Source organism: Chryseobacterium sp. 14P4.3.2, from assembly GCF_057799275.1.
The window spans coordinates 1-20,629 of record NZ_JBYOKO010000010.1 but is presented as its reverse complement, the minus strand read 5'-3'; the positions used below and the strand labels follow the sequence as shown (position 1 = coordinate 20,629).

24 protein-coding genes and 1 riboswitch are annotated in these 20,629 nt (G+C 35.1%); of the genes, 14 read left to right on the top strand and 10 right to left on the bottom strand.

Going from position 1 to position 20,629, the window contains the following annotated elements; all coding sequences use genetic code 11:
- Window positions 1-214: 214 nt before the first annotated feature.
- The 7 genes from AC27VX_RS15055 to AC27VX_RS15025 form a co-directional block, all read right to left on the bottom strand.
- Window positions 215-532: a barstar family protein gene (locus tag AC27VX_RS15055; protein ID WP_236855621.1), complete on the bottom strand. Its 318-nt coding sequence runs from the start codon at window positions 530-532 to the stop codon at window positions 215-217.
- Complete coding sequence (locus tag AC27VX_RS15050; protein ID WP_262912556.1) at window positions 529-1,125, bottom strand: matrixin family metalloprotease; 597 nt, start codon at window positions 1,123-1,125, stop codon at window positions 529-531. Before AC27VX_RS15050 ends, AC27VX_RS15055 begins: the two co-directional genes overlap by 4 nt.
- Before the next feature lie 116 nt (window positions 1,126-1,241).
- Entirely contained in the window at window positions 1,242-1,760 is a 519-nt protein-coding gene (locus tag AC27VX_RS15045) for a ribonuclease domain-containing protein (protein ID WP_488696430.1), read from the bottom strand.
- 81 nt (window positions 1,761-1,841) lie between these two features.
- Window positions 1,842-2,636 carry an NAD(+) synthase gene (gene nadE, locus AC27VX_RS15040; protein ID WP_488696428.1) on the bottom strand — a complete coding sequence of 265 codons (795 nt, stop codon included), beginning with the start codon at window positions 2,634-2,636 and terminating at the stop codon, window positions 1,842-1,844.
- A 204-nt stretch (window positions 2,637-2,840) separates the two neighbouring features.
- A complete protein-coding gene (locus tag AC27VX_RS15035) occupies window positions 2,841-3,029 on the bottom strand; it encodes a GNAT family N-acetyltransferase (RefSeq protein ID WP_488696426.1) in 189 nt (62 codons plus the stop codon).
- A 157-nt stretch (window positions 3,030-3,186) separates the two neighbouring features.
- Window positions 3,187-3,714 (bottom strand): GNAT family N-acetyltransferase, encoded by a 528-nt coding sequence (locus AC27VX_RS15030; RefSeq protein WP_488696424.1) that lies wholly within the window; start codon window positions 3,712-3,714, stop codon window positions 3,187-3,189.
- Window positions 3,715-3,724: 10 nt separating this feature from the next.
- Window positions 3,725-4,363: a leucine-rich repeat domain-containing protein gene (locus AC27VX_RS15025; RefSeq protein WP_488696422.1), complete on the bottom strand. Its 639-nt coding sequence runs from the start codon at window positions 4,361-4,363 to the stop codon at window positions 3,725-3,727.
- A gap of 52 nt (window positions 4,364-4,415) precedes the next feature.
- Here AC27VX_RS15025 and gldB point away from each other — a divergent pair, with 52 nt between their 5' ends.
- The 9 genes from gldB to AC27VX_RS14980 all read left to right on the top strand — a co-directional run bounded on the left by gldB (window position 4,416) and on the right by AC27VX_RS14980 (window position 11,650).
- Window positions 4,416-5,399, top strand: coding sequence for a gliding motility lipoprotein GldB (gldB, locus tag AC27VX_RS15020; protein WP_236855626.1), 984 nt, complete (start codon window positions 4,416-4,418; stop codon window positions 5,397-5,399).
- Window positions 5,400-5,433: 34 nt separating this feature from the next.
- Entirely contained in the window at window positions 5,434-5,757 is a 324-nt protein-coding gene (gene gldC / locus AC27VX_RS15015; RefSeq protein WP_236855627.1) for a gliding motility protein GldC, read from the top strand.
- 105 nt (window positions 5,758-5,862) lie between these two features.
- Window positions 5,863-7,035 (top strand): cystathionine gamma-synthase, encoded by a 1,173-nt coding sequence (locus AC27VX_RS15010; protein WP_262912480.1) that lies wholly within the window; start codon window positions 5,863-5,865, stop codon window positions 7,033-7,035.
- A gap of 62 nt (window positions 7,036-7,097) precedes the next feature.
- Window positions 7,098-7,544, top strand: coding sequence for a GNAT family N-acetyltransferase (locus AC27VX_RS15005; protein ID WP_300689731.1), 447 nt, complete (start codon window positions 7,098-7,100; stop codon window positions 7,542-7,544).
- 109 nt (window positions 7,545-7,653) lie between these two features.
- Window positions 7,654-8,166 (top strand): DinB family protein, encoded by a 513-nt coding sequence (locus AC27VX_RS15000; protein WP_300689733.1) that lies wholly within the window; start codon window positions 7,654-7,656, stop codon window positions 8,164-8,166.
- 356 nt (window positions 8,167-8,522) lie between these two features.
- Window positions 8,523-8,951, top strand: a complete 429-nt coding sequence (gene tnpA / locus AC27VX_RS14995; RefSeq protein ID WP_300689736.1) for an IS200/IS605 family transposase — start codon at window positions 8,523-8,525, stop codon at window positions 8,949-8,951.
- Window positions 8,952-9,194: 243 nt separating this feature from the next.
- On the top strand, window positions 9,195-9,743 hold the full coding sequence (locus tag AC27VX_RS14990) for an L-threonylcarbamoyladenylate synthase (protein WP_236855631.1): 549 nt from the start codon (window positions 9,195-9,197) through the stop codon (window positions 9,741-9,743).
- Between the two features lie 106 nt (window positions 9,744-9,849).
- A complete protein-coding gene (locus AC27VX_RS14985) occupies window positions 9,850-10,194 on the top strand; it encodes a nuclear transport factor 2 family protein (protein ID WP_300689742.1) in 345 nt (114 codons plus the stop codon).
- A gap of 37 nt (window positions 10,195-10,231) precedes the next feature.
- Window positions 10,232-11,650, top strand: coding sequence for a CCA tRNA nucleotidyltransferase (locus AC27VX_RS14980; RefSeq protein ID WP_236855633.1), 1,419 nt, complete (start codon window positions 10,232-10,234; stop codon window positions 11,648-11,650).
- 175 nt (window positions 11,651-11,825) lie between these two features.
- On the opposite strand, the gene AC27VX_RS14975 is transcribed toward AC27VX_RS14980, so the two are convergent.
- From AC27VX_RS14975 to pafA, 3 genes are all read right to left on the bottom strand, one after another.
- Window positions 11,826-12,881 (bottom strand): YncE family protein, encoded by a 1,056-nt coding sequence (locus AC27VX_RS14975; RefSeq protein ID WP_300689746.1) that lies wholly within the window; start codon window positions 12,879-12,881, stop codon window positions 11,826-11,828.
- A gap of 19 nt (window positions 12,882-12,900) precedes the next feature.
- Window positions 12,901-14,727 (bottom strand): TonB-dependent receptor plug domain-containing protein, encoded by a 1,827-nt coding sequence (locus AC27VX_RS14970; RefSeq protein ID WP_488696417.1) that lies wholly within the window; start codon window positions 14,725-14,727, stop codon window positions 12,901-12,903.
- Between the two features lie 32 nt (window positions 14,728-14,759).
- Window positions 14,760-14,937, bottom strand: a riboswitch (cobalamin riboswitch).
- Between the two features lie 244 nt (window positions 14,938-15,181).
- Complete coding sequence (gene pafA / locus AC27VX_RS14965; protein WP_236855636.1) at window positions 15,182-16,828, bottom strand: alkaline phosphatase PafA; 1,647 nt, start codon at window positions 16,826-16,828, stop codon at window positions 15,182-15,184.
- 104 nt (window positions 16,829-16,932) lie between these two features.
- On the opposite strand from pafA, the gene AC27VX_RS14960 reads away from it, so the two are divergent.
- The 5 genes from AC27VX_RS14960 to AC27VX_RS14940 all read left to right on the top strand — a co-directional run bounded on the left by AC27VX_RS14960 (window position 16,933) and on the right by AC27VX_RS14940 (window position 20,308).
- Entirely contained in the window at window positions 16,933-17,718 is a 786-nt protein-coding gene (locus AC27VX_RS14960) for a hypothetical protein (RefSeq protein ID WP_488696415.1), read from the top strand.
- 39 nt (window positions 17,719-17,757) lie between these two features.
- Entirely contained in the window at window positions 17,758-18,150 is a 393-nt protein-coding gene (locus tag AC27VX_RS14955) for a VOC family protein (RefSeq protein ID WP_236855638.1), read from the top strand.
- Between the two features lie 30 nt (window positions 18,151-18,180).
- On the top strand, window positions 18,181-18,702 hold the full coding sequence (locus AC27VX_RS14950) for a GNAT family N-acetyltransferase (RefSeq protein WP_488696413.1): 522 nt from the start codon (window positions 18,181-18,183) through the stop codon (window positions 18,700-18,702).
- Between the two features lie 189 nt (window positions 18,703-18,891).
- Complete coding sequence (locus tag AC27VX_RS14945; RefSeq protein WP_488696411.1) at window positions 18,892-19,149, top strand: hypothetical protein; 258 nt, start codon at window positions 18,892-18,894, stop codon at window positions 19,147-19,149.
- Window positions 19,150-19,243: 94 nt separating this feature from the next.
- Window positions 19,244-20,308 carry a tetratricopeptide repeat protein gene (locus AC27VX_RS14940; protein ID WP_488696409.1) on the top strand — a complete coding sequence of 355 codons (1,065 nt, stop codon included), beginning with the start codon at window positions 19,244-19,246 and terminating at the stop codon, window positions 20,306-20,308.
- The last annotated feature ends 321 nt before the right edge of the window (window positions 20,309-20,629 follow it).

The window sequence follows — 20,629 nt, the reverse complement described above, 5'->3', positions numbered from 1 at the left end:
CAAAAGCTGTCATCTACAGTTTTTACCGTGATATAGAGTCTTATGGGATTTTATAGATGATAATTAGTTTAAAACCTGTAGAATTTCTGCAGGTTTTATTTTTTTTATTTCTCTTATCTAAAAATATAAAACGCTCTGTACCTATTTTTTTAAAATCTATAGAATAAACATAAATAAGGCTGCCTCTATCACTGAAACAGCCTTATTTTTTTTACTAATCTACTGATTCTACATCATCTTCATCCTCGTCTTCGTCTTCATATTGCTCAAGGTAGTAAGTAAAACTAAAGTCTTCTACTTCTTCTTCAGCGTCTTCCAGTGTAGTCAGCAGATCTTCAAAAATCTCCAGCTGATCTACAGTCATGTTTACGAATTCAAGGTGGAGAGGCATTTCGAGTTCTCCGGTAATGGTATCCGAAAGCGCATCAAGATTATCTCCAAAATAGTCAGGAAGCTGAATTTTTTCCTTTAATTGGGTGTAAAAATCTTCATAATCACCTATGTCTGTAAAATCTATATATACTGTCTTCATATTGAACTAAATTTCCAATTTTTATTGATTAAAAAAGTTTTGCATTTTTTGCAGAAGTCCGTTTCCACATTAGTTGGATTTTTACCTTCTGCATTTCTCATAAAACACGTTTTTTCAGGGCAATGCCTCAACCCTTGTGTATGTCCCAGCTCATGAATGGCTACTTTATAGAACTGTTCATCTGAATTTTCTTTGCTCAGTCTAAAGTTTGAAGCCACACAGGCTTTTCCAGGTGTATATCCCAGTCCCATAATTCCAAAGTCTTTTATTTTACCTCTGGCTGCACTTATATCTTTAGAAGTTAAGCCAATTGTTACAAAACCTTCTTTAGTTTTATGGCTTAAAAACTTAATAATTGAATCTGCCCGATAACGGTTTCTTTCTTTATAATAAGTATTTTCCGGAAAATCTATCACTTCAAGAACCTTTACATTAGGATATACTTTTTTTATTCCGTTCGCTATCTTTATCACCTTCTCAGGTTTTAGGTCTTTAAATGGTTGTATAAGGATAGTTACAGCCGGCTTTTTTTCATGTTTTTTTACAGTATTTTTCTTTTCTGAGCAAGAGAAGACCAGAAATAATACCAACACATAAAGAAGGCTGTGATTTTTCAAAATTAAAATTTACAATAATTTAAATACAAACTAAATTTGTCATGGCTTCGCCACTATCGCTTGTTGCAATGACAGTTTATATTTTTCACCATTTACTGTTTTTCAAAACTCTTATAATGGTTTTTGGTAAGGTACACGTCTCCATCGCTGGTATAGATGATTCGGTCTGCATTTCTTCCTCCGCAATGATAATTGACATCTGCTTCAAAATATTTCTCACTATCCGGCAGTCTTCCTTCCCTGTTGCCAAATTTATCTCCACCAATAGCTTTTCCGGGAATGGCATCGCAAAGATTTCCTTTTGAAGGATTCCACCCCTGACGTCTGGCTTCATTTTTTGTAATATAATAATCCGGCAACCTGTGATTCTGTTTTATATAACTAATCACCGTTTTTTCTTCTGTCAGTTTTTCAATAGAATTCTGTGGAGTTGAGTTTCCGGTATCATACTGCTCTGCTGTTGAGGTGCTGCTATAATTTACAACTTCTGACTTTGCAGAGTTTGGCTGATCTTTTTTATCTGTAATAAAGTTTTTATAGATATACATCACAGACATCCCGAAAAGAAGTCCCAGACATATAAAAAATACAGATCTTATTTTACCGTTCATAATAGTGTTGTATTAATTTAACAATGCAGCAATGAAAGTACAAAACATTGGTAAACTGTTATATTGCTCTATTCATATTATCTATTCACTTCTCCATTCTTCAGGAATGTCACAGATAGGAATAGGGTCCATTTTATGTTTTGCCGCTTTATGCATTCTGTCGAAGATCAGGAAAACTTCTTTATCTCTTCCTTCGTAATCCTCAGCAGTCTTGGTTCCATATTCTTTCTGAATTTTTTCCAGTTCCGGATAGGTAGCACCAATCTGTTGTTCATCTGTTCTGTCTACATCCCAAAGCCCATCAGTGGGGATTGCTTCCTGAATACTTTTTATAAGGTTCAAACCTTTTGCCAGGGCATAAACTTCTGTCTTGTAAAGATCAGCAATTGGAGAAACATCTACCCCGCCATCACCGTATTTGGTATAAAATCCAATTCCGAAATCTTCCACTTTATTTCCTGTTCCACATACCAAAAGTCCGTTTAGCTGTCCATAATAATAAAGGGTAAGCATTCTCAGACGTGATCTGGTATTGGCAAAAGCCAGTTTTTCATTAGGATACAGATCATCCTTTACATCAAACGTTTTGTAAAGTTCTTCAAAAGCAGGAGTAAGATCAACAGACATTACTTCTACATTCGGGAATCTTGATTTCAAATCATCCATATGTTCCTTTGCGCGGTCTACCTGATCGGCTTTTTGACGGATTGGCATTTCGATCAGTAAAGTTTTCAGCCCGGTCATTGCTGCTAAAGTAGAAACCACACCGGAATCTACACCTCCGGAAACCCCTAATACATACCCATTCACTCTTGCTTTTGTAGCATAATCTTTTAACCAGCTTACAATATGATCTATCACTTTTTGTGTCTGCATCGTCTATATTTTTTAATCTATTCCAAATTCTTTAGGGTATTTTACCATCCCTTTTTTATTTTTTAATCCGTCATTTACCAGCTCTATAGCCATTCCATTTTCTTCGGGAATTTCAAACGGAAAAGAAATCCCAAAATTACTGGTTTTTTCGTAACCAAACCTAGGATAATATTTTTCATGTCCGATAAGGATGACTGATTGATATCATAATGCCCTAGCAATACGATGACCTTCACGAATAGGCAGTCCACCAATTCCCTGATTCTGAAATTCAGGTTTTACCGAAACAGGAGCTAATGCCAGAGATTCAAAGGATTCCTGATCATTTACAATTTTTATTTTTGTAAACAAAATATGCCCTGCAATGCCGCCGTTTTCATCTTCAGCAACCAAAGAGAGCTCTGGAATAAAGCATCAGATTTTCTTAGCTTTTCAACAAGAAACTGTTCTTGATGATCACTATGTTCCATCTCTCTGAATGCCTCTTCTGTCAATTCAAAGACCTCTTTGTGGTCTATAGCCTCCTCCTGCAGTATTGTTACCTTACCATCTACTTTGCCTGTTTTTCACGCTTCAGTTCATACCAGAAGCAGATTCCATCCGGTTCTTTAAATTCGCTTGTTTTTTCAAATCCTAACTTTCTTAAAATATGATTGGAAGCATCATGTTCAGAATGTGCATAAGCATAAATGGCATCTGCACCCAATTCTTTAAAACCATAATCAAGGGAGGCAATTCCTGATTCTACGGCATATCCTTTGCCCCAGGCTTCAGGTAAGAAGCGGTATGCCAGTTCCAAAACATTTTGATAGCCATTAACTTCTTTAGTTAATAATTTTAATCCGCTCCATCCCACTACCACTGCTGTCTCTTTTTCTACAACAGCCAGTCTTCCTACTCCATTTTCTTCGTACTGCTTCTGAATCATCCTGATGACTTTTTTTGACTCATTACTATCCGTCAATGGAGGAACTCCAATATATTTCATCACTTCAGGATCAGAATCCATCATAAACATACGCTCAAAATCAGCATCTTCCAGCTTTCTCAAAATAAGTCTTTTAGTTTCTATTTTCATAGGATTAGTTTTATTGTCTGGTAACAAAAATAGTAATATCGGTTTTTGTACCTTTTTTTACATCCGTTTCCTTCATTTTATTTCCGGTTACATTCAAAGTTTGCAAGCTTTGACTGCCAGAAACATCTATTTTCTGAAGCTTGTTATGTTCTACGTTCAGCTTTCTTAAATTTTTAAGTGAAGTAACATCAATTGTTTTTAATTGATTTAAAGATAATGTTAATTGCTCAATTTTTGGTGTCCCTTTCAGTGAAATCCCCTCCAAAAGGTTATGATCAAGATATAATGAGGTAAGATTTTTCAGATTTTCGGCTTTGAATGAAGATATTGTGCATCCTGTACAGGAAAATAATTCCAGCTTGTCAAAATTATTCAGTGTAATTTCAGGAATAGCATTATCATCTATAATGACCATTTTTATATTCTTAAAAAAATGCAGATCATCAATGGATCTAATCCCTTTCTGAACCAAGAACAAGTTGAAAACCCTCTCTGCTTCCAGTATTTCGAGTGTTCCATTCTTGTTTTTATCAAAGTTTTCCAGCACTGCTTTTTCAAAATTCTTGTCTTTAAATTCAAGTTTTTGTCCATGGAAAAAAGGAAGTCCCAAAATAAGGCTGAGGGCTGTAAATATTTTAATTTTCATCATGAATTGTTTATTTAATCCTTATTTTTGTAAACTTAAATTCCATGTAAAAATAATGAAGATTTTTAGATATATAGCGCTTTCTTCTATTTTAGCTGCCGGACTTAATTCCTGCAAAAAAGAGTCTCAAAACCAATGGAAAGTAGAGGTAAAAGATACTGCCGGAAAGATTGAGATGACAGATATTTCCAAAGAATTCTACAATACCGGTGTTCCGTTGGATCAGTTTAAGGCAAAGTTCCCGTGGTTTCAGGGAAGTGTTTCTGATGCCGATTTTGGAAAGAGAAGAACAGATGCCGAAGAGGTAAAAATCTACAAGGAAGCTATTGGGAAAATAGATCAGGCAAAACTTCAGAAGGAGCTTCAAAATTTATTTTCGCATATTAAGTATTATTTCCCACAATTCAAAAGCCCTAAAGTATACCTGTTTTCATCTGCATTGCAAATGGTTCAGGATCCTATCTTTTATGATCAGAAAGGAAATCTTCTGTTCATTGATATTACCGGCTTTATGGGAGATGGAAATACTCACTATAAAGGACTTGAGCAGTATTTTCAAAAATCCATGAACCCTCAGAACATTGTTCCAAAGGTATCACAACTTTTCGCTGAAAATATTGTTACAGAATCTTCAGATCATCAGAAATTTATTGACCAGATCATTCTGAATGGAAAAGTAATGATTCTTCAGGATGCTTTTCTTCCGGATGTCCCGGATTACCTGAAAATGAACTATACCAAGAAGCAGTATGAATGGGCAACCAGTAATGAAGCCAATATCTGGAACTATTTTGTGGAAAGCAATCTTATTTTCGGAGATGATCCGAGATTGGGTGAACGTTTTATCTCACCGGGTCCGTTCTCAAAATTTTATACTGAGATTGATAATGAATCTTCGCCACAAATCGGAATTTTTACAGGATGGCAGGTCTGTAAGTCCTATCTTAAGGAAAAACCTGAAACAAAACTTACTGATTTCCTGAAAATGGATGCTACAACCATTTTTAATCAGTCCGGTTATAAGCCGAAACTTAAATAATAGAAAATTTTAGAATTTAGAAAAAATAGAAAAAATGAGAAAGACTCAGATTACGATAGATGTAGAGCTTGATGAAAACCATATCCCGGAAAGCATCACATGGAATGCTCAGGATGGAGGTATTGAAAAGGAGGAAACTAAAGCAACAATGATCTCAGTATGGGACGAAAAAACAATGGAAGCTTTAAGAATTGACCTTTGGACGAAAGAAATGCCTGTAGATCAAATGAAGATGTTTATCCACCAGATTTTAGTTTCTTTAGGAAATACTTACCAGAGAGCTACCGGAGAGGAGGATGTAGCACAGTGGCTGGAAGAAATTGCTGAGGAGTTTGCTGTAAAGTCTGCCATTAAGTAAAAATACACAATATACAACGAGCTGCAGGCAGTAAGCGGTAAGCTTTTTGTATTCAGCTATAGAGCAAATTTTAATAAAAACAATCAGCTTAAGCAATATATCCTATTGTTTAATGCTCAAAGCCTAAAGCAAAAAATTATGAATTTTAATACAAAAGTAATTCACGGAGGGCAGCATCATGAGTCTGCAACAGGTTCTGTAAATGTTCCTGTATTTTTAACTTCTACGTTTGCACAGAAAAGCCCGGGAGTACATTCCGGATATGAATATTCAAGAGCAGCCAACCCTACCAGACAGGCATTGGAAGATTCTTTAGCAAGTATTGAAAATGGAGCTAGAGGATTGGCTTTCGGTTCAGGTCTTGCAGCAATCGACTGTGTTTTGAAATTGTTAAACCCAGGTGATGAAGTAGTTGCAGTGGATGATCTTTATGGAGGCACCTATAGAATGTTTACCAGACTTTTTGAAAAATATCAGTTAAAGTTTACTTTCGTAAATTTTGATGATGTTTCTAAAATTGCAGATGTTATCACTGATAAAACAAAGCTTATCTGGGTAGAAACTCCTACCAACCCGTTGATGAAGCTGGTAGACATCAAAGCAGTTGTAGAAATTGCTAAAGGAAAAGATATTTTAGTAGCAGTAGATAACACTTTTGCTACTCCTTATATTCAAAGACCCATTGATTTGGGTGCTGATATTGTAATGCACTCTGCTACCAAATATCTTGGTGGGCACTCTGATGTTATTGCAGGAGCACTTATTGCTAAAGATGCTGAATTGGGAGAAAAACTTCACTTCATTCAGTTTGCCAGTGGTGGTATTTTAGGACCACACGATTCTTATCTTGTATTAAGAGGGATCAAAACACTAGCCTTAAGAATGCAGAGACATTCTGACAATGGTCTTGCGGTAGCAAAATATCTTGAGACTCACCCTGCTGTAGATAAGGTAATCTATCCAGGACTGGAATCTCATCCTCAATATGAGCTGGCAAAATCTCAGATGAGGGAGTCAGGAGGAATGGTTTCATTCACTTTCAAATCCGGAAAGAAAGAAGATGCAATCAAATTCCTAGAAAAGGTAAGGGTATTCACACTTGCTGAATCTTTAGGAGGGGTTGAATCTTTAGCTAATCACCCTGCATTAATGACTCACGCGTCTATTCCCGCTGAAAAACGTGCTGAACTGGGAATCACGGATGACCTGGTTCGTTTAAGCGTAGGTATTGAAGATGCTGAGGATCTTATAGCAGATCTGGAAAAAGCTTTTTCTTAATATACAATAAACTGAAATGAGAAGGATGAATCATCCTTCTCATTTTATGATCACCACCCAATATGAAAAGCACAAGAAAAGCAGTTATCTCTGATTTACCTCAACTGGCAGAACTATTTGATCAATACAGAGTATTTTATCATAAAGAATCTGATATTTCTGCAGCTAAAAATTTTCTAAGAGAAAGACTTGACAATAAAGACTCTGAAATTTTTGTATCAGAAGAAAACAGAATACTGACAGGTTTTGTACAATTATACCCCATATTCTCATCTACAAGAATGCAGCGCTACTGGCTGCTGAATGATTTATACGTTAATCCTAATCACAGAGGAAAAGGTTACTCAAAAAAACTTGTCGAGGAGTCTAAAGAATTATGCAGATTTTCAAAAGCCTGTGGAATTTTACTGGAAACAGGGAAAGGCAACGACATTGGAAATCAGTTATACCCATCCTGCGGATTTAAACTTTACGACTCTGTCAATTTCTACGAGTGGAACAATTCATAATATATATATTGTATAATGTATTTATGATTACTGTTTATCTTGTACCTTGTAACTCGTATCTTAAGACCTCATATTACAAAACATTATTCACAACTTATACTATAAAAAAATGACAGATTTTCAAAAATATATTCAGAGATATTTAGACCTTATTCCTTCTGATAACTTATTAGGAGAGTTAAAAAAATCAGCAGATAAAACCATAGGAATTTTTTCTAATCTTACAGAAGAACAATCTACATTTGCCTATGCGGAAGGAAAATGGACATTGAAAGGAGTACTGCTGCATCTAGCAGATACGGAAAGAGTATTTCAGTATAGAATATTAGCTTTTGCCAGAGGAGATCAAAATAATCTTCCCGGTTTTGATGAAAATGAATATGCTGAAAAATCTTTTGCGGATAAAAGATCTTTAGAATCACTATTGGAAGAATACAAACTTGTAAGAAGATCATCTCAAATCCTGCTGGAAACTCTTCAACCTTCTGCCTTACATAATACAGGTATGGCCAATGGCCACGAAATATCGGTAGAAACCATAGGAAAACTCATTGTAGGTCATAATTATCATCATCTTAATATCATTGAAGAAAGGTATTTATTGAAATTAGGATGGATGTAAAGTTTTGGCTAAAGCCAGAGGATTTTTTTCTTAATTTTTAAATGGGCTAAAGCCCATTTCTGTTGAATTTGATAATGTATGGTATTATTATTAAGCATATAATATTTAACAGCTTATATCGATTTTAATAAATATGATATTACTATTTTAAGCATGAAAATTACATCCATATCAAAATGTAGTTTAAATTATATTAAATTTCACAAGCATACCATAATTACTTTAATCAATTAACACATTCACAATAAAAACATCAATAGGAACGGGCTTTAGCCCGTTTTTCATATAAGCAAACCCTCCATTGGCTTCAGCCCAAACATAATTTTAAAATATTATATTTGATAAAAACAACGCAAATGTCATTTATTAAAATTTATATCCATCTTGTTTTTTCAACAAGAAACCGAGCTCCAATTCTTAACACCTTCGATGTAAGAATAAAGGTCTGGAAACATATTAAAGAATACGCTACAGAGAAAGGAATCTTTTTAGATATGATTAATGGATATTCGGATCATTGCCACTGTTTAATTTCTCTTGGAGCCAATCAGAATATTGAAAAAACTGTACAATTATTAAAAGGTGAATCTTCTTATTGGATTAATAAAAACCATCTCACAAAAGAAAAGTTTGCCTGGCAGGATGAGTATTTTGCAGTTTCAGTTTCTGAATCAATCGTAGACTCTGTAAGGAATTATATTAAAAATCAGGAAAAACATCATCAGAAAAAAAGTTATACCGATGAATATAAAGAGTTTATTGAAAAATATCATTTTAAAATATAGGTTTTAGCTAAAGCCGAAATTTCTTTTTTATTTTTTGTTGAATTGGATAAAACCGCAACATTACTATTGAATAATATTCGCAATACCCATTAATAGGAATAGCCTAATGCTCATTTAAAAATAAATTCCCCTTCATTGGTTTTAGCCGAAACCTATAAAACCAATCATATTTATATCTTATTTTTTTGCCCAAATTTAACAGATTCTCTACCTTTATAGACTGGTTTGAATTCAGGTAAAATTATGGAAAACATTATCGAAATATTAAAGTCTGGCGGAACTATTCTTTACCCTACAGATACCATCTGGGGAATTGGCTGTGATGCTACTAATATAGAGGCGGTCAATAAAATTTTTGACATTAAGAAACGTGAAAAAAATAAATCTATGATCATCCTTGTAGAGTCAGAAAAAAGACTCCAGGATCTTGTGGATGTTCCGGAAATGGCTTGGGAAATCATTGATCTTAGTGAAAAACCTGTGACTATAGTTTATGAAAACCCTAGAGGCTTACCTAAAGAACTTCTTGCGGAAGACGGGAGTATCGGTATTCGCCTTGTAAAGAATGATTTTTGCAAGAAACTGATTTCAAAACTGAATAAGCCATTGGTTTCTACTTCTGCCAACTTCAGTGGTGAGAAAAGCCCTTTGAAATTTTCTGATATTTCTGAAGAGATGATCAGTCTTGTGGATTATGCCGTGGAAGAAGATAGAGAAAAAGTATCTGAATATTCAGGTTCTTCGGTGATCAAAATATGGAGTGACAACAGGATAAAAGTTCTTAGAGAGTAAAAACCTTTACTGATCAGTTTATTTTTTAGAGTCTTGGCGGTAAGCATCGGCAGGATTTCTTTTTTTTAATTCTATCTTTGCAAACTCAACTCATAAAATATAGGCTATGAATCATCAAGAATTTGCTAAGCTATGGGTAGATGCCTGGAACTCTCATGATTTAGAGGATATCCTATCCCATTATTCTGAAGATATTGAGATTACAACTCCAATGATAGTCTTGGCTACCGGAGGTAAAGAAAGCTCTTTAAAAGGCAAAAAAGCAGTTCGTGAATACTGGAGAACGGCATTGGAAAAATTCCCGGATCTCCATTTCGATTTGATCCGTTCAACAGCGGGAGTGGATTCTGTAGCATTATTTTATAAGTCGATTATGGACAAGCATGCCGTAGAGGTCATGCTTTTTAATGAAGAAGGAAAAATTAGTAAAATGTATGCTCATTATGATTAATGAGATCCATTGGTAGAAATTGACACTATTATTAACGATGAAAATTAATCTTAACCAAAATAAGAATTTAAAACTTTTTAAAATTATTTCTGAAGCGGCAGAAAGAAACAACCAGTCTGTCTATATTGTGGGTGGATATGTTCGTGACCTTCTGATGAAAAGAAAGGCTTCTACGGATATAGACTTTGTAACGGAACAAAGCGGTATTGAGCTTGCCCAGAATGTTGCTCAGGATATTGATCCAAAATTAAAGGTTTCTGTTTTTAAAACCTACGGAACTGCGATGATCAAGTACAAAGAACTTGAACTGGAGTTTGTGGGTGCAAGAAAAGAAAGCTATACAGAAGACAGCAGAAAACCTGAAGTAGAAGGTGGAAGTCTGGAGGATGACCAAAAGAGAAGAGATTTTACCATCAACGCGATGGCTATTTCTTTAAATAAGGATAATTTTGGTGAACTTATCGATCCATTCAATGGGATTGACGACCTTGAAAAGGGAATTTTACGAACGCCTTTAGAGCCAGCTCAAACCTACTCTGATGATCCGTTAAGGATGATGAGAGCAGTACGTTTTGCTTCTACTTTAAATTTTACGGTAGAAGAGAATTCTTTGCGGGCAATACAACAGGAAGCTGAGAGAATCAAGATTGTTTCTATGGAAAGAATCATGGTGGAATTCAATAAAATCATGTTATCAGAAAAGCCTTCCGTAGGATTAAGCCTAATGGAGCAAACAGGCCTGCTAAAACTTATCATTCCTGAACTTATTGAACTGAAGGGTGTGGAAGAGGTGGAAGGTCAGACTCACAAAGATAATTTTTACCATACACTTGAGGTTGTGGATAATATTTCTGTGAATACGGACAACCTTTGGCTGCGCTGGTCGGCGTTGCTTCACGATATAGGAAAAGCTCCTACGAAAAAGTTTGTGGAAGGTACAGGCTGGACTTTTCATGGGCATGAATTTTTGGGTTCGAAAATGGTTAAAGCTTTGTTTCAGAGGCTGAAACTGCCTTTGGGAAGTGATATGAAGTATGTTCAGAAAATGGTAAAGCTTTCATCACGTCCTATCGCTTTGATTACAGACGATGCTTCAGATGCTGCATTAAGAAGGCTTTTATTTGATGCCGGTGAAAATCTTGAAGATCTTTTTACTTTATGTAAGGCTGATATCACCACTAAAAATTCTAAAAAGCAGGATAAATTCAAAAGAAATTTTGAGTATGTAGCGGTAAAAATAAAAGAGGTAGAAGAAAAGGATCAGGTAAGAAACTTCCAACCGCCTATTACCGGTGAGGAAATCATGGAAATGTTTAACCTTAAACCAGGCCGTGAGATTGGAATTTTAAAAGAAAAGGTAAAAGAAGCTATTCTTGAAGGCGAGATTCCCAATGAAAAGGAAGAGGCTACCAAGTTTGTAATTGCTGAGGCTGAAAAGTTGGGATTAACACTATAATCTTATTGACAAATAAATAAAGAGCCCGGCGGGATGTTCCATCCCGCCGGGCTCTTTTGTATCTACTATTAAAACAAACCCGGGCGGTTTCTGAGAAACCGCCCGGACAAAAAACACAAATGATGAAAAAAAATAAAAAATTATATTTTCATATGCTGTATTTTATTATGGTCTATTATGGATTTACATAGGTTCCATTAGCTCCCAAACCTCCTGTTATAAAAGATCTGATTTTACCTCCTGTACTTGCAGAATATACTGTCATTTCACTATTTCCTTCGAATTTCTTAACATCTGAAGCGAAAATTCTTCCGTCTACAACTGTAAATCCATATAGAACATAATAAGATGGTCCGTTATCTGCAACAGTAAGTAATGGATTAGCAGGAACTACTGGAGCAGCTATACTTGTTGTATAAATTTTGTTTCCTGAACTAAAGTAAAACTTACCATTATCAATCTGAAGATTCGTTCCGTTTGGAATTCCCGTTAATGTAACAACTGGTGTCAAAGTTCCTGTACTTGAAATTTTATAAATATAAGAATTGGCAGTAGTACCTGAAATTGTGTACACATCAGAGTTATAGGAAACTGTTCTACCAATCTGACCATTTGGAATAGTAATCTCAGTCTTATTATCAGTAGCTGTATTAATATAAGTAATCTTATTTCCATACCCTGATGAAGCATTCTGTACAAAAACATTTCCACCTGCTTCTACAATTTTATCTGCAACTTCAGTAAAGTCGATTTTCTTTACAAATGACAGGTCAGAAATTTTATACTTCGTTACACTGTTAACATTGGTAGAGAAATTGGTATTAGCTACATAGATAAATCCATTCGCGAAGGTAATACCTCTTGGATTGTTGATCTGATCTGTGATTGTACCCAATTTCTTAAAAGTATAACGATCCACCACTACAATTTTATTAGAATTGTTCATCACAAGGTAAGCTTTATTTTCGTTAAGACCTATTGCCTGAAGAACATCTCCCAATATTTCATTGTTATTATTATAAGCATAGATATTATCTTGTTGCAGGCTTAAATCTCTTGTAAGAAACGTTACATTAGCACCGTTACTTTTAAAGTTTCCTTCGTTAGAAATAAAATACCCATCCTGATACGTGATTGGCGAAATTTCATAACTTTCATTGTCACTGCTACAAGAAATGTTAAACAATAGTACAAATGCAAATAGCACTGTTAAAATTCTGGTTATTCTCATAATATATTAATTTTAATTTTTAAAAATTTATTGCCGCGTAAACGCTGTAGTTCCTTTTAGGCAAAGGGTAGAAAGAAACTGTTTTATAATAGGTATTTGTTACATTATTGACTTTAACTCCTAAGGTATATCTTTTGGAAACCGTCGCCGAAATACCGGTATTTAAAATAAAATAAGGATCAATTGCTGTTTTCCTGTCTTCATCACCTGTTATATAAGTAATCCCATTGAATAGTCCCTGTGCAAAGAATTTAAGGAAGCTATACTCATAATCTACATTTGCTGTTGCTCTGTGCATTGGAACGTACGGTCGCTGTTTATGGGTTTCCTTATCAATCGATCTCGTGTAATAATACCCGGCATTCAGCCCAATCTTATGATTCCCCAATTGTTTATTAAAAGACAATTGAGATTCCAATCCATATGATTCGGATTTATTAACGTTGAAAGCCTGCCAATACCCAAGAGCTGTAGGCAGCCATACAATAAGATCGGTCACTCCCATGTAATAAGGGGAAACGGTAAGTTTAAAATTCTTCACTTTAAACTCGTGGTTCATATCTACCTGAACAGAGGTTTCCGGTCTCAGATCCTTATTCCCGCCCGGCTCATAATAGATATCATTAAATGACGGATATCTGAAATTCTTGGATAAATTAAGCCCTACATTATACCATTTTGAAGTATCCCATTTTCCGGAGAAAGAATACAGAACCGGAGAATTGATATCTTCCACAAAATCTTTTTTAAACCCACTTTCAAAACGCAGGTCCTTTGTTGCGAAATATCTTAACAATGCGGAAACTGAACCTACATTTCTGCTTACATCCCCTATTCCACTTTTATAACCTTCTCCTTTATTGACCTGAAATTCTCCTATAAGATTAATATTCCACTTTGAATTCAGAAAATAATTGAAATCATTTTTCAAAATATAGTTTTTTCCTGTACCACCACTGGATTTAGGCAGATCCAAAGCTCCAAAATACTGAAAATTTTCTTCTGTATAAGCAGTTTTGAAAGAGTTGCTGAATTTTGTTTTATTCCAGTCCCATGAGATAAGGCTTCTTACACTCTGGCTTTTATATTTCGTTTTCGTTTCTGTTTCTTCATAGATAGGATAATGCTGTGAAGAGTCAAAAAACTGGCTTTGCCACGAAACTTTATGCTCATCAGTTATTTTATAGGAAGCTCCTGCATTAAATGTAGTATTGTAGTAATTTCCGTTCCTGTTGATATAATTAAGGTCGCTTACCTTATAATCATTTTCACTTACTGAGTAATTTCCCGAAGCTTTAAAGCTGAACCTGTCATTGCTGTAAGATCCTTTAACAAAGTTATTAAACGTATTAAAAGAAGCCACCTCTGAAAATAGTCCCCCATGAAATCCCTTATTAAAATCAAGAGTATTGTTCATATGAATACTTCCTCCGATAGCCCCACTTCCGTATACCACACTTCCACCACCGGCTTTTATTCCGATCTGATCATACCCGAACAGCGGCATATTGTTGATATCTCCTTGTCCCAGAAAGTTGGAATTGATATTAATTCCGTTCCATACAAAGGCGGTCTGCTGTGCGGTGGTTCCTCTGAAAGAAGGTGAAGAAACAGCCCCACGTCCATTTTCTTTAATATAAACCTGAGATTGAAACCTGAGCAGTTCTGAAAGGTTAGTAGAATTTTTCTCTGTATCTTCGGCTGTAATGGTTTTCACCGGATGAAAGAGTTTTACCCTGTTCATCTGGTTGTCGAAGATGTAAATAGTATCAATGGCTTTCTCTTGTCCGAAAAGAAAACAGCCATAAGATGAAAAAAGCAGTGCTAAAGATCTTTTTATATCCATATTATTTTACTTTTCCTCCGAAAGCAATATGTTTTTTGGTTATAACTCTGGCAGGTCTCCTGACTTTCGCATTCTGCACCTTCCCGTTGTATACAGTGGCTGCTTGCAGAAATTTTTAGTTGCGATTTACAGTTGCGGGGACAGTCCGGGGCTTTCACCCGATTCCCTTTTCATTCCAATATACTGGAAACCAAAATTTTTGCAAAGATAACTTTTTATATCTATTAGCCAAAAAACCAATCTGCAAACCACGGCTTCTTTTCCCATAGATTCTTCTTTAAAATAAACAAAAGTAAAATGACTGTTCTCAATATCAAAAACAGCCATTCGAAACATCATCTCTACTAATGATTTGATGAACAACACTCCTAAAGCGTAAATTAACCTTTATAAGTAAAATAAAAAACTGCCCTCAAATGAAGGCAGTTCTATATGATCGAATCATTTTGTTCAATTATTTACCAATAACCTCTGTGATTGGATTTCCAACATTTCCGCTTGGAAACTGAATTTTAAGTAACGAAGAAACAGTAGGAGCAATATCGGTCATATAATAAGCCTTATTACTTTCTCCCTGCTTAACTCCCCATCCCATAAAGATTAATGGAATATGTGAATCATAAGAATTCCATACACTGTGTGTAGTTCCTGTTTTAGAGTATGGAGGAAGCATAGAGTCATGAGAAATCAATTGAATATCACCACTTCTCTGTCTGTTGATTCCGTTGATAATTCTTTGTTTGATAGGTTCCGGAATACTTGCTTCCTGAACTTTATCTACAGAAACGGCATATAAAACAGTAGGGTCTTTTTCAAGCTCCTTAACGGCGAAGTTTCTTACGTCATCTAATTCAAGCTTACTGTCAGCCAATACTTTTCTGTCGAAATAGATCTGATAATTATCGATAGCATTGATTAATTTATCAGCTCCGAATTTCTCTTTCAGTTTTTGGTTAAGATCTTTCTGAGCTCCTTCTCCAAAGAAACCTGTCGGGATCTTATGTTCTTTCAGGAATCCTACAGAGTGTGCTCCACCATGGTCAGCAGAAAGGAAAACAGTATACTCTCCTTTTCCAACTTTTGAATCCAGATAATTAAAGAATTCTGCCAGATCCTGATCTAATCTGATATAAACATCTTCCACTTCAATAGAGTTAGGCCCGAATTTGTGTCCGGCATAATCTGTAGAAGCAAGGTTAATTGCCAAGAAGTCTGTAATATTGTCACCACCCAGTTTTTCACCTTCTACAGAAGCTTCTGCCAGCTTCAGTGTCAGCGTATTTCCGAAAGGAGTATAGCGGATATTATCTTTTTTATCCTGATAATCTTTAGCCAGATTGCTGTAAGGGAATGTAGGGGTCTTTGCACTTCCCAGTAATCCTTCCCATGGAGAATTGTCAGGCGCACTTTCTGTATACTGATTGATCGGGAGTAAGGTATTCCAGCCATTTGCTACCAGTTTTTCCGGTAGGTTCTGTGTATTGAATGATTTTACCCATTGAGGAAGATCATTCATATACCATGTACTTGTAATAAAATTCCCTGTACTGTCATCAAACCAGAAAGCTCCGTTTGGCGTATGTCCTGCCGGAAGTATAGAGGCACGGTCTTTCAGAGAAACACCAATTACCTTTCCCTGGAAGTTGGTTGCCAGTCTCAGCTCATCCGTTACTGTGGTAGACCAAAGGTTTTTGGGAGAGTGGCTGCCAATTTTTGTATTGGTGGTTCCTACAGGCTGAACGCTTTCATCTGCCGTACAGTATACACCTTTACCTGTTTCTTTATCTGTCCAGTCATTTCCTGCAATACCATGAATTGCCGGTACAGAACCTGTATAGATACAGGTATGCCCCAAAGCTGTAATAGTAGGAACATATGGAATATGTACATTATTTAAAGAATATCCTGTATTCAACAGTCTTTTGAAACCGTCATTTCCGAATTTGCCATAAAAACGGTATAAATAATCCCAACGCATCTGATCTACGACCAGACCCACCACTAATTTCGGTCTTTCCAGCTGGGTATTTTTATTCTTCTGTGCATTGATTGTAACTACGGACAAAAAAGTAACTGCCGCAATTGAAATTTTCCTAAGCATCCAAGTAAATTTTTATTGAAGACAAATTTAAGGGTTTTGAAAGTCTTGGAGTGTGAAATTTTATTTAATTTTGATATTTATCCAATTCATCAACTCAACCAACCATGATTTTAGGAGTATACTGGTATTTTAAGTTTCCTGAAGATTTATACCATTTCAAGTTTTTTAATTTTTTTGAGGGATATGGAGGTCATATCGATAATGAAGCAAATCTGGCAGCCAGAGTACAGGTTGATCATATTAACAATTTTATCCAAAAGCTGGAAGATCTGAAAAAACAGTTCAAAGAAAGCTTCATACTTCTTAATATCAATGAAAATCGATTGATTATTAACATTTCGGACCGTCAGCTTTTTGATTATCATTTCCAGCTCGCCACTGAAATAGAAAAATTACTGATTCATGAAAATGCAATATTACTGGATTCCGGTATTCCTTTCAAAATCCAGACCACTAAAAGTTGGTCTCCGGAAAGAGAAGCGTTTGAAAATATAAAACATCGGTTTATTCAGATGACAGGTTCGGAATTTAAGAAAAGTAATGCTGAAAATTACTCTATAAGAATAGACTGTAACCTGCCTTTAGATCATAAAAAAAACTTCATTAAAGATTTGGTACAGATCTGCAGGGAAGAAAATCTTCATGTATTTTACTATCATGATTTTGATTTTAAAAACCATTGTAACCTGATGCTTTTTTTCTCCAACGGCAGACAGAGAAAAGATAGCATTCAAAAAGTTCATATCAATTCTTTTGGAAGTAAAGTAAGATATCTTACAGAAAAATACCCGCTTCTAAATTTTGGACATCTTGAAGGTCTTACTTATTATCCATTGAACGGGCCTCATGTAGAACTGATGGTGGATGAAGCTTATATTTTAAATAAATAAAACAATTTTAATTCAGTACTCATTACTAAATCTGATATTATGATCAAGTTCAAATATGTTATTCTATACGTTGAAAATGTGGAGCAGTCTATGAATTTTTATAAAAACACATTCAATGCAGAAATAAAGTTCATTACTTCTGAAAAAGATTACGGAGAGCTGATTACCGGAGAAACAGGTTTATCATTTGCTTCTATTGATCTGGCCGGTTCCAATATAAAGAAGGGGTTTTTAACCTCAAAAACAAGCAGCAAACCTTTTGGAATAGAACTGGGATTTGTAACAGATGACGTTGAGGCTCTGGTTGAAAAGGCCATTCAAAACGGGGCTGTTCTTTATGAAGATATTACAGTAAAACCGTGGGGACAAAAAACCGCCTATATCACAGATCCTGATCATTATCTTATAGAAATCTGTACAGAAATTAAATAATTAAGCGGGACTATTTTGGAAATAAAAACATTGGAAAAACTAGTGCATAACCCCAGCGTAAACTGGGGGCATAATGGCTATACCACAGACAGAATATATTCAGTTTCGTCTATTGAGCTGGCAGGGTCTCTTGAATTTATTTTGAAAGAAAAATTGATTTCATATAGCAAAATCTGGGAAACCGGTTCAGATGAACTTGAAGAACTTAATCATATTGTTGAAAAAGGAAATTCTTTTGGTGCCTATATCAATGGAGAACTGGCAGGCTGGATCATCTGTGAACAGAGAGCATGGAATAACAGTTTTTATATTGAAAATATTTTAGTTGACGAAAAACACAGACGACAGGGAATCGGAATCCAACTGATTAAAGGCGCCATTAAAGAAGCCAGAAAATTAAAAAGCAGAGTCATTGAACTTGAAACCCAAAACACCAACTACCCTGCTATTCAGTTTTACAGAAGAATGGGATTCAATATTACAGGGCTGAATACAAGGTTATATGAAAATCCCGAAGAAATAGCTCTTTTCATGACGTTAGATATGGATTAATTATGGTGAAAAATTTTTATTGCAGTTATAATTAAACACTATCAGAACTTCCACTCCAATAAGAAATAATATAGGCTGAATAAAGTAAATAGGGCTCAAAGTAATTCATTACTCTTTTTCAACTAAAACACTCACAAGTGTTTTAATATTTTTATATATTAGTAATCAACAAATTAAACATTACTTACTATGAAAAATTTGAAAAAATTAAAAAGAAGTCAGCTTGTATTAATTAGTGGAGGTGATAGTGCCTATGCATTCTGTGATATGGACGGCTATTGTCCTCCCACCTCCGGTTCATACTACTGTAGTAATGGTACTTGCTATAGAGTTTCCAGTGGTGGAGGTGGCAGCAGTAATCCTGGAGGCGGAGGCGGCAGCAGCTGTAATGAGCCTATGCGTTTTTGCCAGGAATGGGAAACAGGATGTGGTTGTGTATACGGATAAAAAATATTGTCAGATAATTGGGGCGGTCTTTACCGCTCTTTTTATTTAAGAGATAAAAATGCATCTTTGCATGAAAACTAATATCTGAAATTCCATGGTACGAACAATCTTTCTTATCACTGCGATAGCTGCCTTTTCGTTCATTAATGCTCAAAAAACTACATTTAAGTGTAAAGAAGTATATGATGCAGTCAAATTGATTGATGAAGAAAAATATGATGAAGCTATAGTTATATTGAAAGAATGTGAAATAAAAGATCCGGAAGATTATACTTACCCTTATGAGATTGCTTTAGCCTATATCAAAAAAACAGATTACAAAAATGCGATATTGCTGTTGGAAAAAATCAAAGGTTATTCCAATATCAATGACTATTATTATGCACTACTCGGAAATGCTTATGATCTTTCCGGTAATCCTGAACAGGCAATAAAAAGTTATGATGAAGGGCTAAAAAAATTTCCTGCTTCCGGAAGATTATATCTGGAAAAAGGTGTTGTTCTGGAATCTCAGGGAAAAATAAAAGCAGCTGTTGAAACCTATGAAAAAGGGATCAGAGCAGAACCAATGTACCCATCAAATTATTACAGAATTTCTCAATTATATCTGAACTCTAAAGATATTTTGTACGGTCTCATGTATGGTGAGATTTTCTTAAATCTGGAACGTACTACTTCCCGTTCGAAAGAAATGAGTAAACTTTTATACAACAGTTATAAAAGTGCTGTAAAATTCACGAACCAGGATACTACAATTGATCTCTGCCAGGCCGTACTGATTATTGAAAAAAATAGCAAGCCTGGTAACCTTCCTTTCTGTATCGTTTTCAGCAGACACTTCGCAGTGGCTACAGCTGGTGAGAAAGAAATTAATCTGGAAACGCTGTCATCCATAAGGAAACGATTACTGAAAGAATATTTTAATAATAATTACAGTCCTTCAAATGTATTATTAAGCTATCATAAAACAATGGAGAACAATGACCTGTTTAACGCTTATAATCATTACATTTTTCAAATGGGAGATCAGGAAGCTTTTAATGAATGGCAGACAAACAATAAGCCGGAATACGATAAGTTTGTAGACTGGTATACTGAAAAGACAAATCTTCTTAAGATTACCAAAAGCAGTCTGTACCTATCTGATCAGATAAAATAACATTATGAAAATTATAAGTTTGTGCTGGAAGCAGTACAATATGCTTATAAAATATCCTATTTTTGAAATACCCCTCTTTACTTACCTGAACGGCTAACTTATAGAATTTAGTCTTTGCTTAAAAACTATAGGTATGCTCCTAAACCTTTGTCACTAATTCAAAATACTTCAGAAATTCAATTAGTACCCTTAGGCTAAAACCCAAATACTATTCTCATAACCAATCCATTAACATCTATAATAAAATGATTTTATTGTAAAATTTTATTCTTTCGGTTCATTTTATTAACCAATTTCACCTCAATTTTACAAAAGAGGCAG

Excerpts from the sequence above, each read along its gene's own strand:
- gldC (WP_236855627.1), top strand. The coding sequence starts at position 5,434 with ATGAGAAAGACTCAGATTACGATAGATGTAGAGCTTGATGAAAACCAT.
- AC27VX_RS14940 (WP_488696409.1), top strand. The coding sequence starts at position 19,244 with ATGGTACGAACAATCTTTCTTATCACTGCGATAGCTGCCTTTTCGTTC.
- AC27VX_RS14945 (WP_488696411.1), top strand. The coding sequence starts at position 18,892 with ATGAAAAATTTGAAAAAATTAAAAAGAAGTCAGCTTGTATTAATTAGT.
- AC27VX_RS14985 (WP_300689742.1), top strand. The coding sequence starts at position 9,850 with ATGAATCATCAAGAATTTGCTAAGCTATGGGTAGATGCCTGGAACTCT.
- AC27VX_RS14980 (WP_236855633.1), top strand. The coding sequence starts at position 10,232 with ATGAAAATTAATCTTAACCAAAATAAGAATTTAAAACTTTTTAAAATT.
- gldB (WP_236855626.1), top strand. The coding sequence starts at position 4,416 with ATGAAGATTTTTAGATATATAGCGCTTTCTTCTATTTTAGCTGCCGGA.
- AC27VX_RS15030 (WP_488696424.1), bottom strand. The coding sequence starts at position 3,714 with ATGAAAATAGAAACTAAAAGACTTATTTTGAGAAAGCTGGAAGATGCT.
- AC27VX_RS14990 (WP_236855631.1), top strand. The coding sequence starts at position 9,195 with ATGGAAAACATTATCGAAATATTAAAGTCTGGCGGAACTATTCTTTAC.
- AC27VX_RS15025 (WP_488696422.1), bottom strand. The coding sequence starts at position 4,363 with ATGATGAAAATTAAAATATTTACAGCCCTCAGCCTTATTTTGGGACTT.
- AC27VX_RS15000 (WP_300689733.1), top strand. The coding sequence starts at position 7,654 with ATGACAGATTTTCAAAAATATATTCAGAGATATTTAGACCTTATTCCT.
- pafA (WP_236855636.1), bottom strand. The coding sequence starts at position 16,828 with ATGCTTAGGAAAATTTCAATTGCGGCAGTTACTTTTTTGTCCGTAGTT.
- AC27VX_RS14975 (WP_300689746.1), bottom strand. The coding sequence starts at position 12,881 with ATGAGAATAACCAGAATTTTAACAGTGCTATTTGCATTTGTACTATTG.
- AC27VX_RS15055 (WP_236855621.1), bottom strand. The coding sequence starts at position 532 with ATGAAGACAGTATATATAGATTTTACAGACATAGGTGATTATGAAGAT.
- AC27VX_RS15045 (WP_488696430.1), bottom strand. The coding sequence starts at position 1,760 with ATGAACGGTAAAATAAGATCTGTATTTTTTATATGTCTGGGACTTCTT.
- AC27VX_RS14970 (WP_488696417.1), bottom strand. The coding sequence starts at position 14,727 with ATGGATATAAAAAGATCTTTAGCACTGCTTTTTTCATCTTATGGCTGT.
- tnpA (WP_300689736.1), top strand. The coding sequence starts at position 8,523 with ATGTCATTTATTAAAATTTATATCCATCTTGTTTTTTCAACAAGAAAC.
- AC27VX_RS14960 (WP_488696415.1), top strand. The coding sequence starts at position 16,933 with ATGATTTTAGGAGTATACTGGTATTTTAAGTTTCCTGAAGATTTATAC.
- AC27VX_RS15005 (WP_300689731.1), top strand. The coding sequence starts at position 7,098 with ATGAAAAGCACAAGAAAAGCAGTTATCTCTGATTTACCTCAACTGGCA.
- nadE (WP_488696428.1), bottom strand. The coding sequence starts at position 2,636 with ATGCAGACACAAAAAGTGATAGATCATATTGTAAGCTGGTTAAAAGAT.
- AC27VX_RS14955 (WP_236855638.1), top strand. The coding sequence starts at position 17,758 with ATGATCAAGTTCAAATATGTTATTCTATACGTTGAAAATGTGGAGCAG.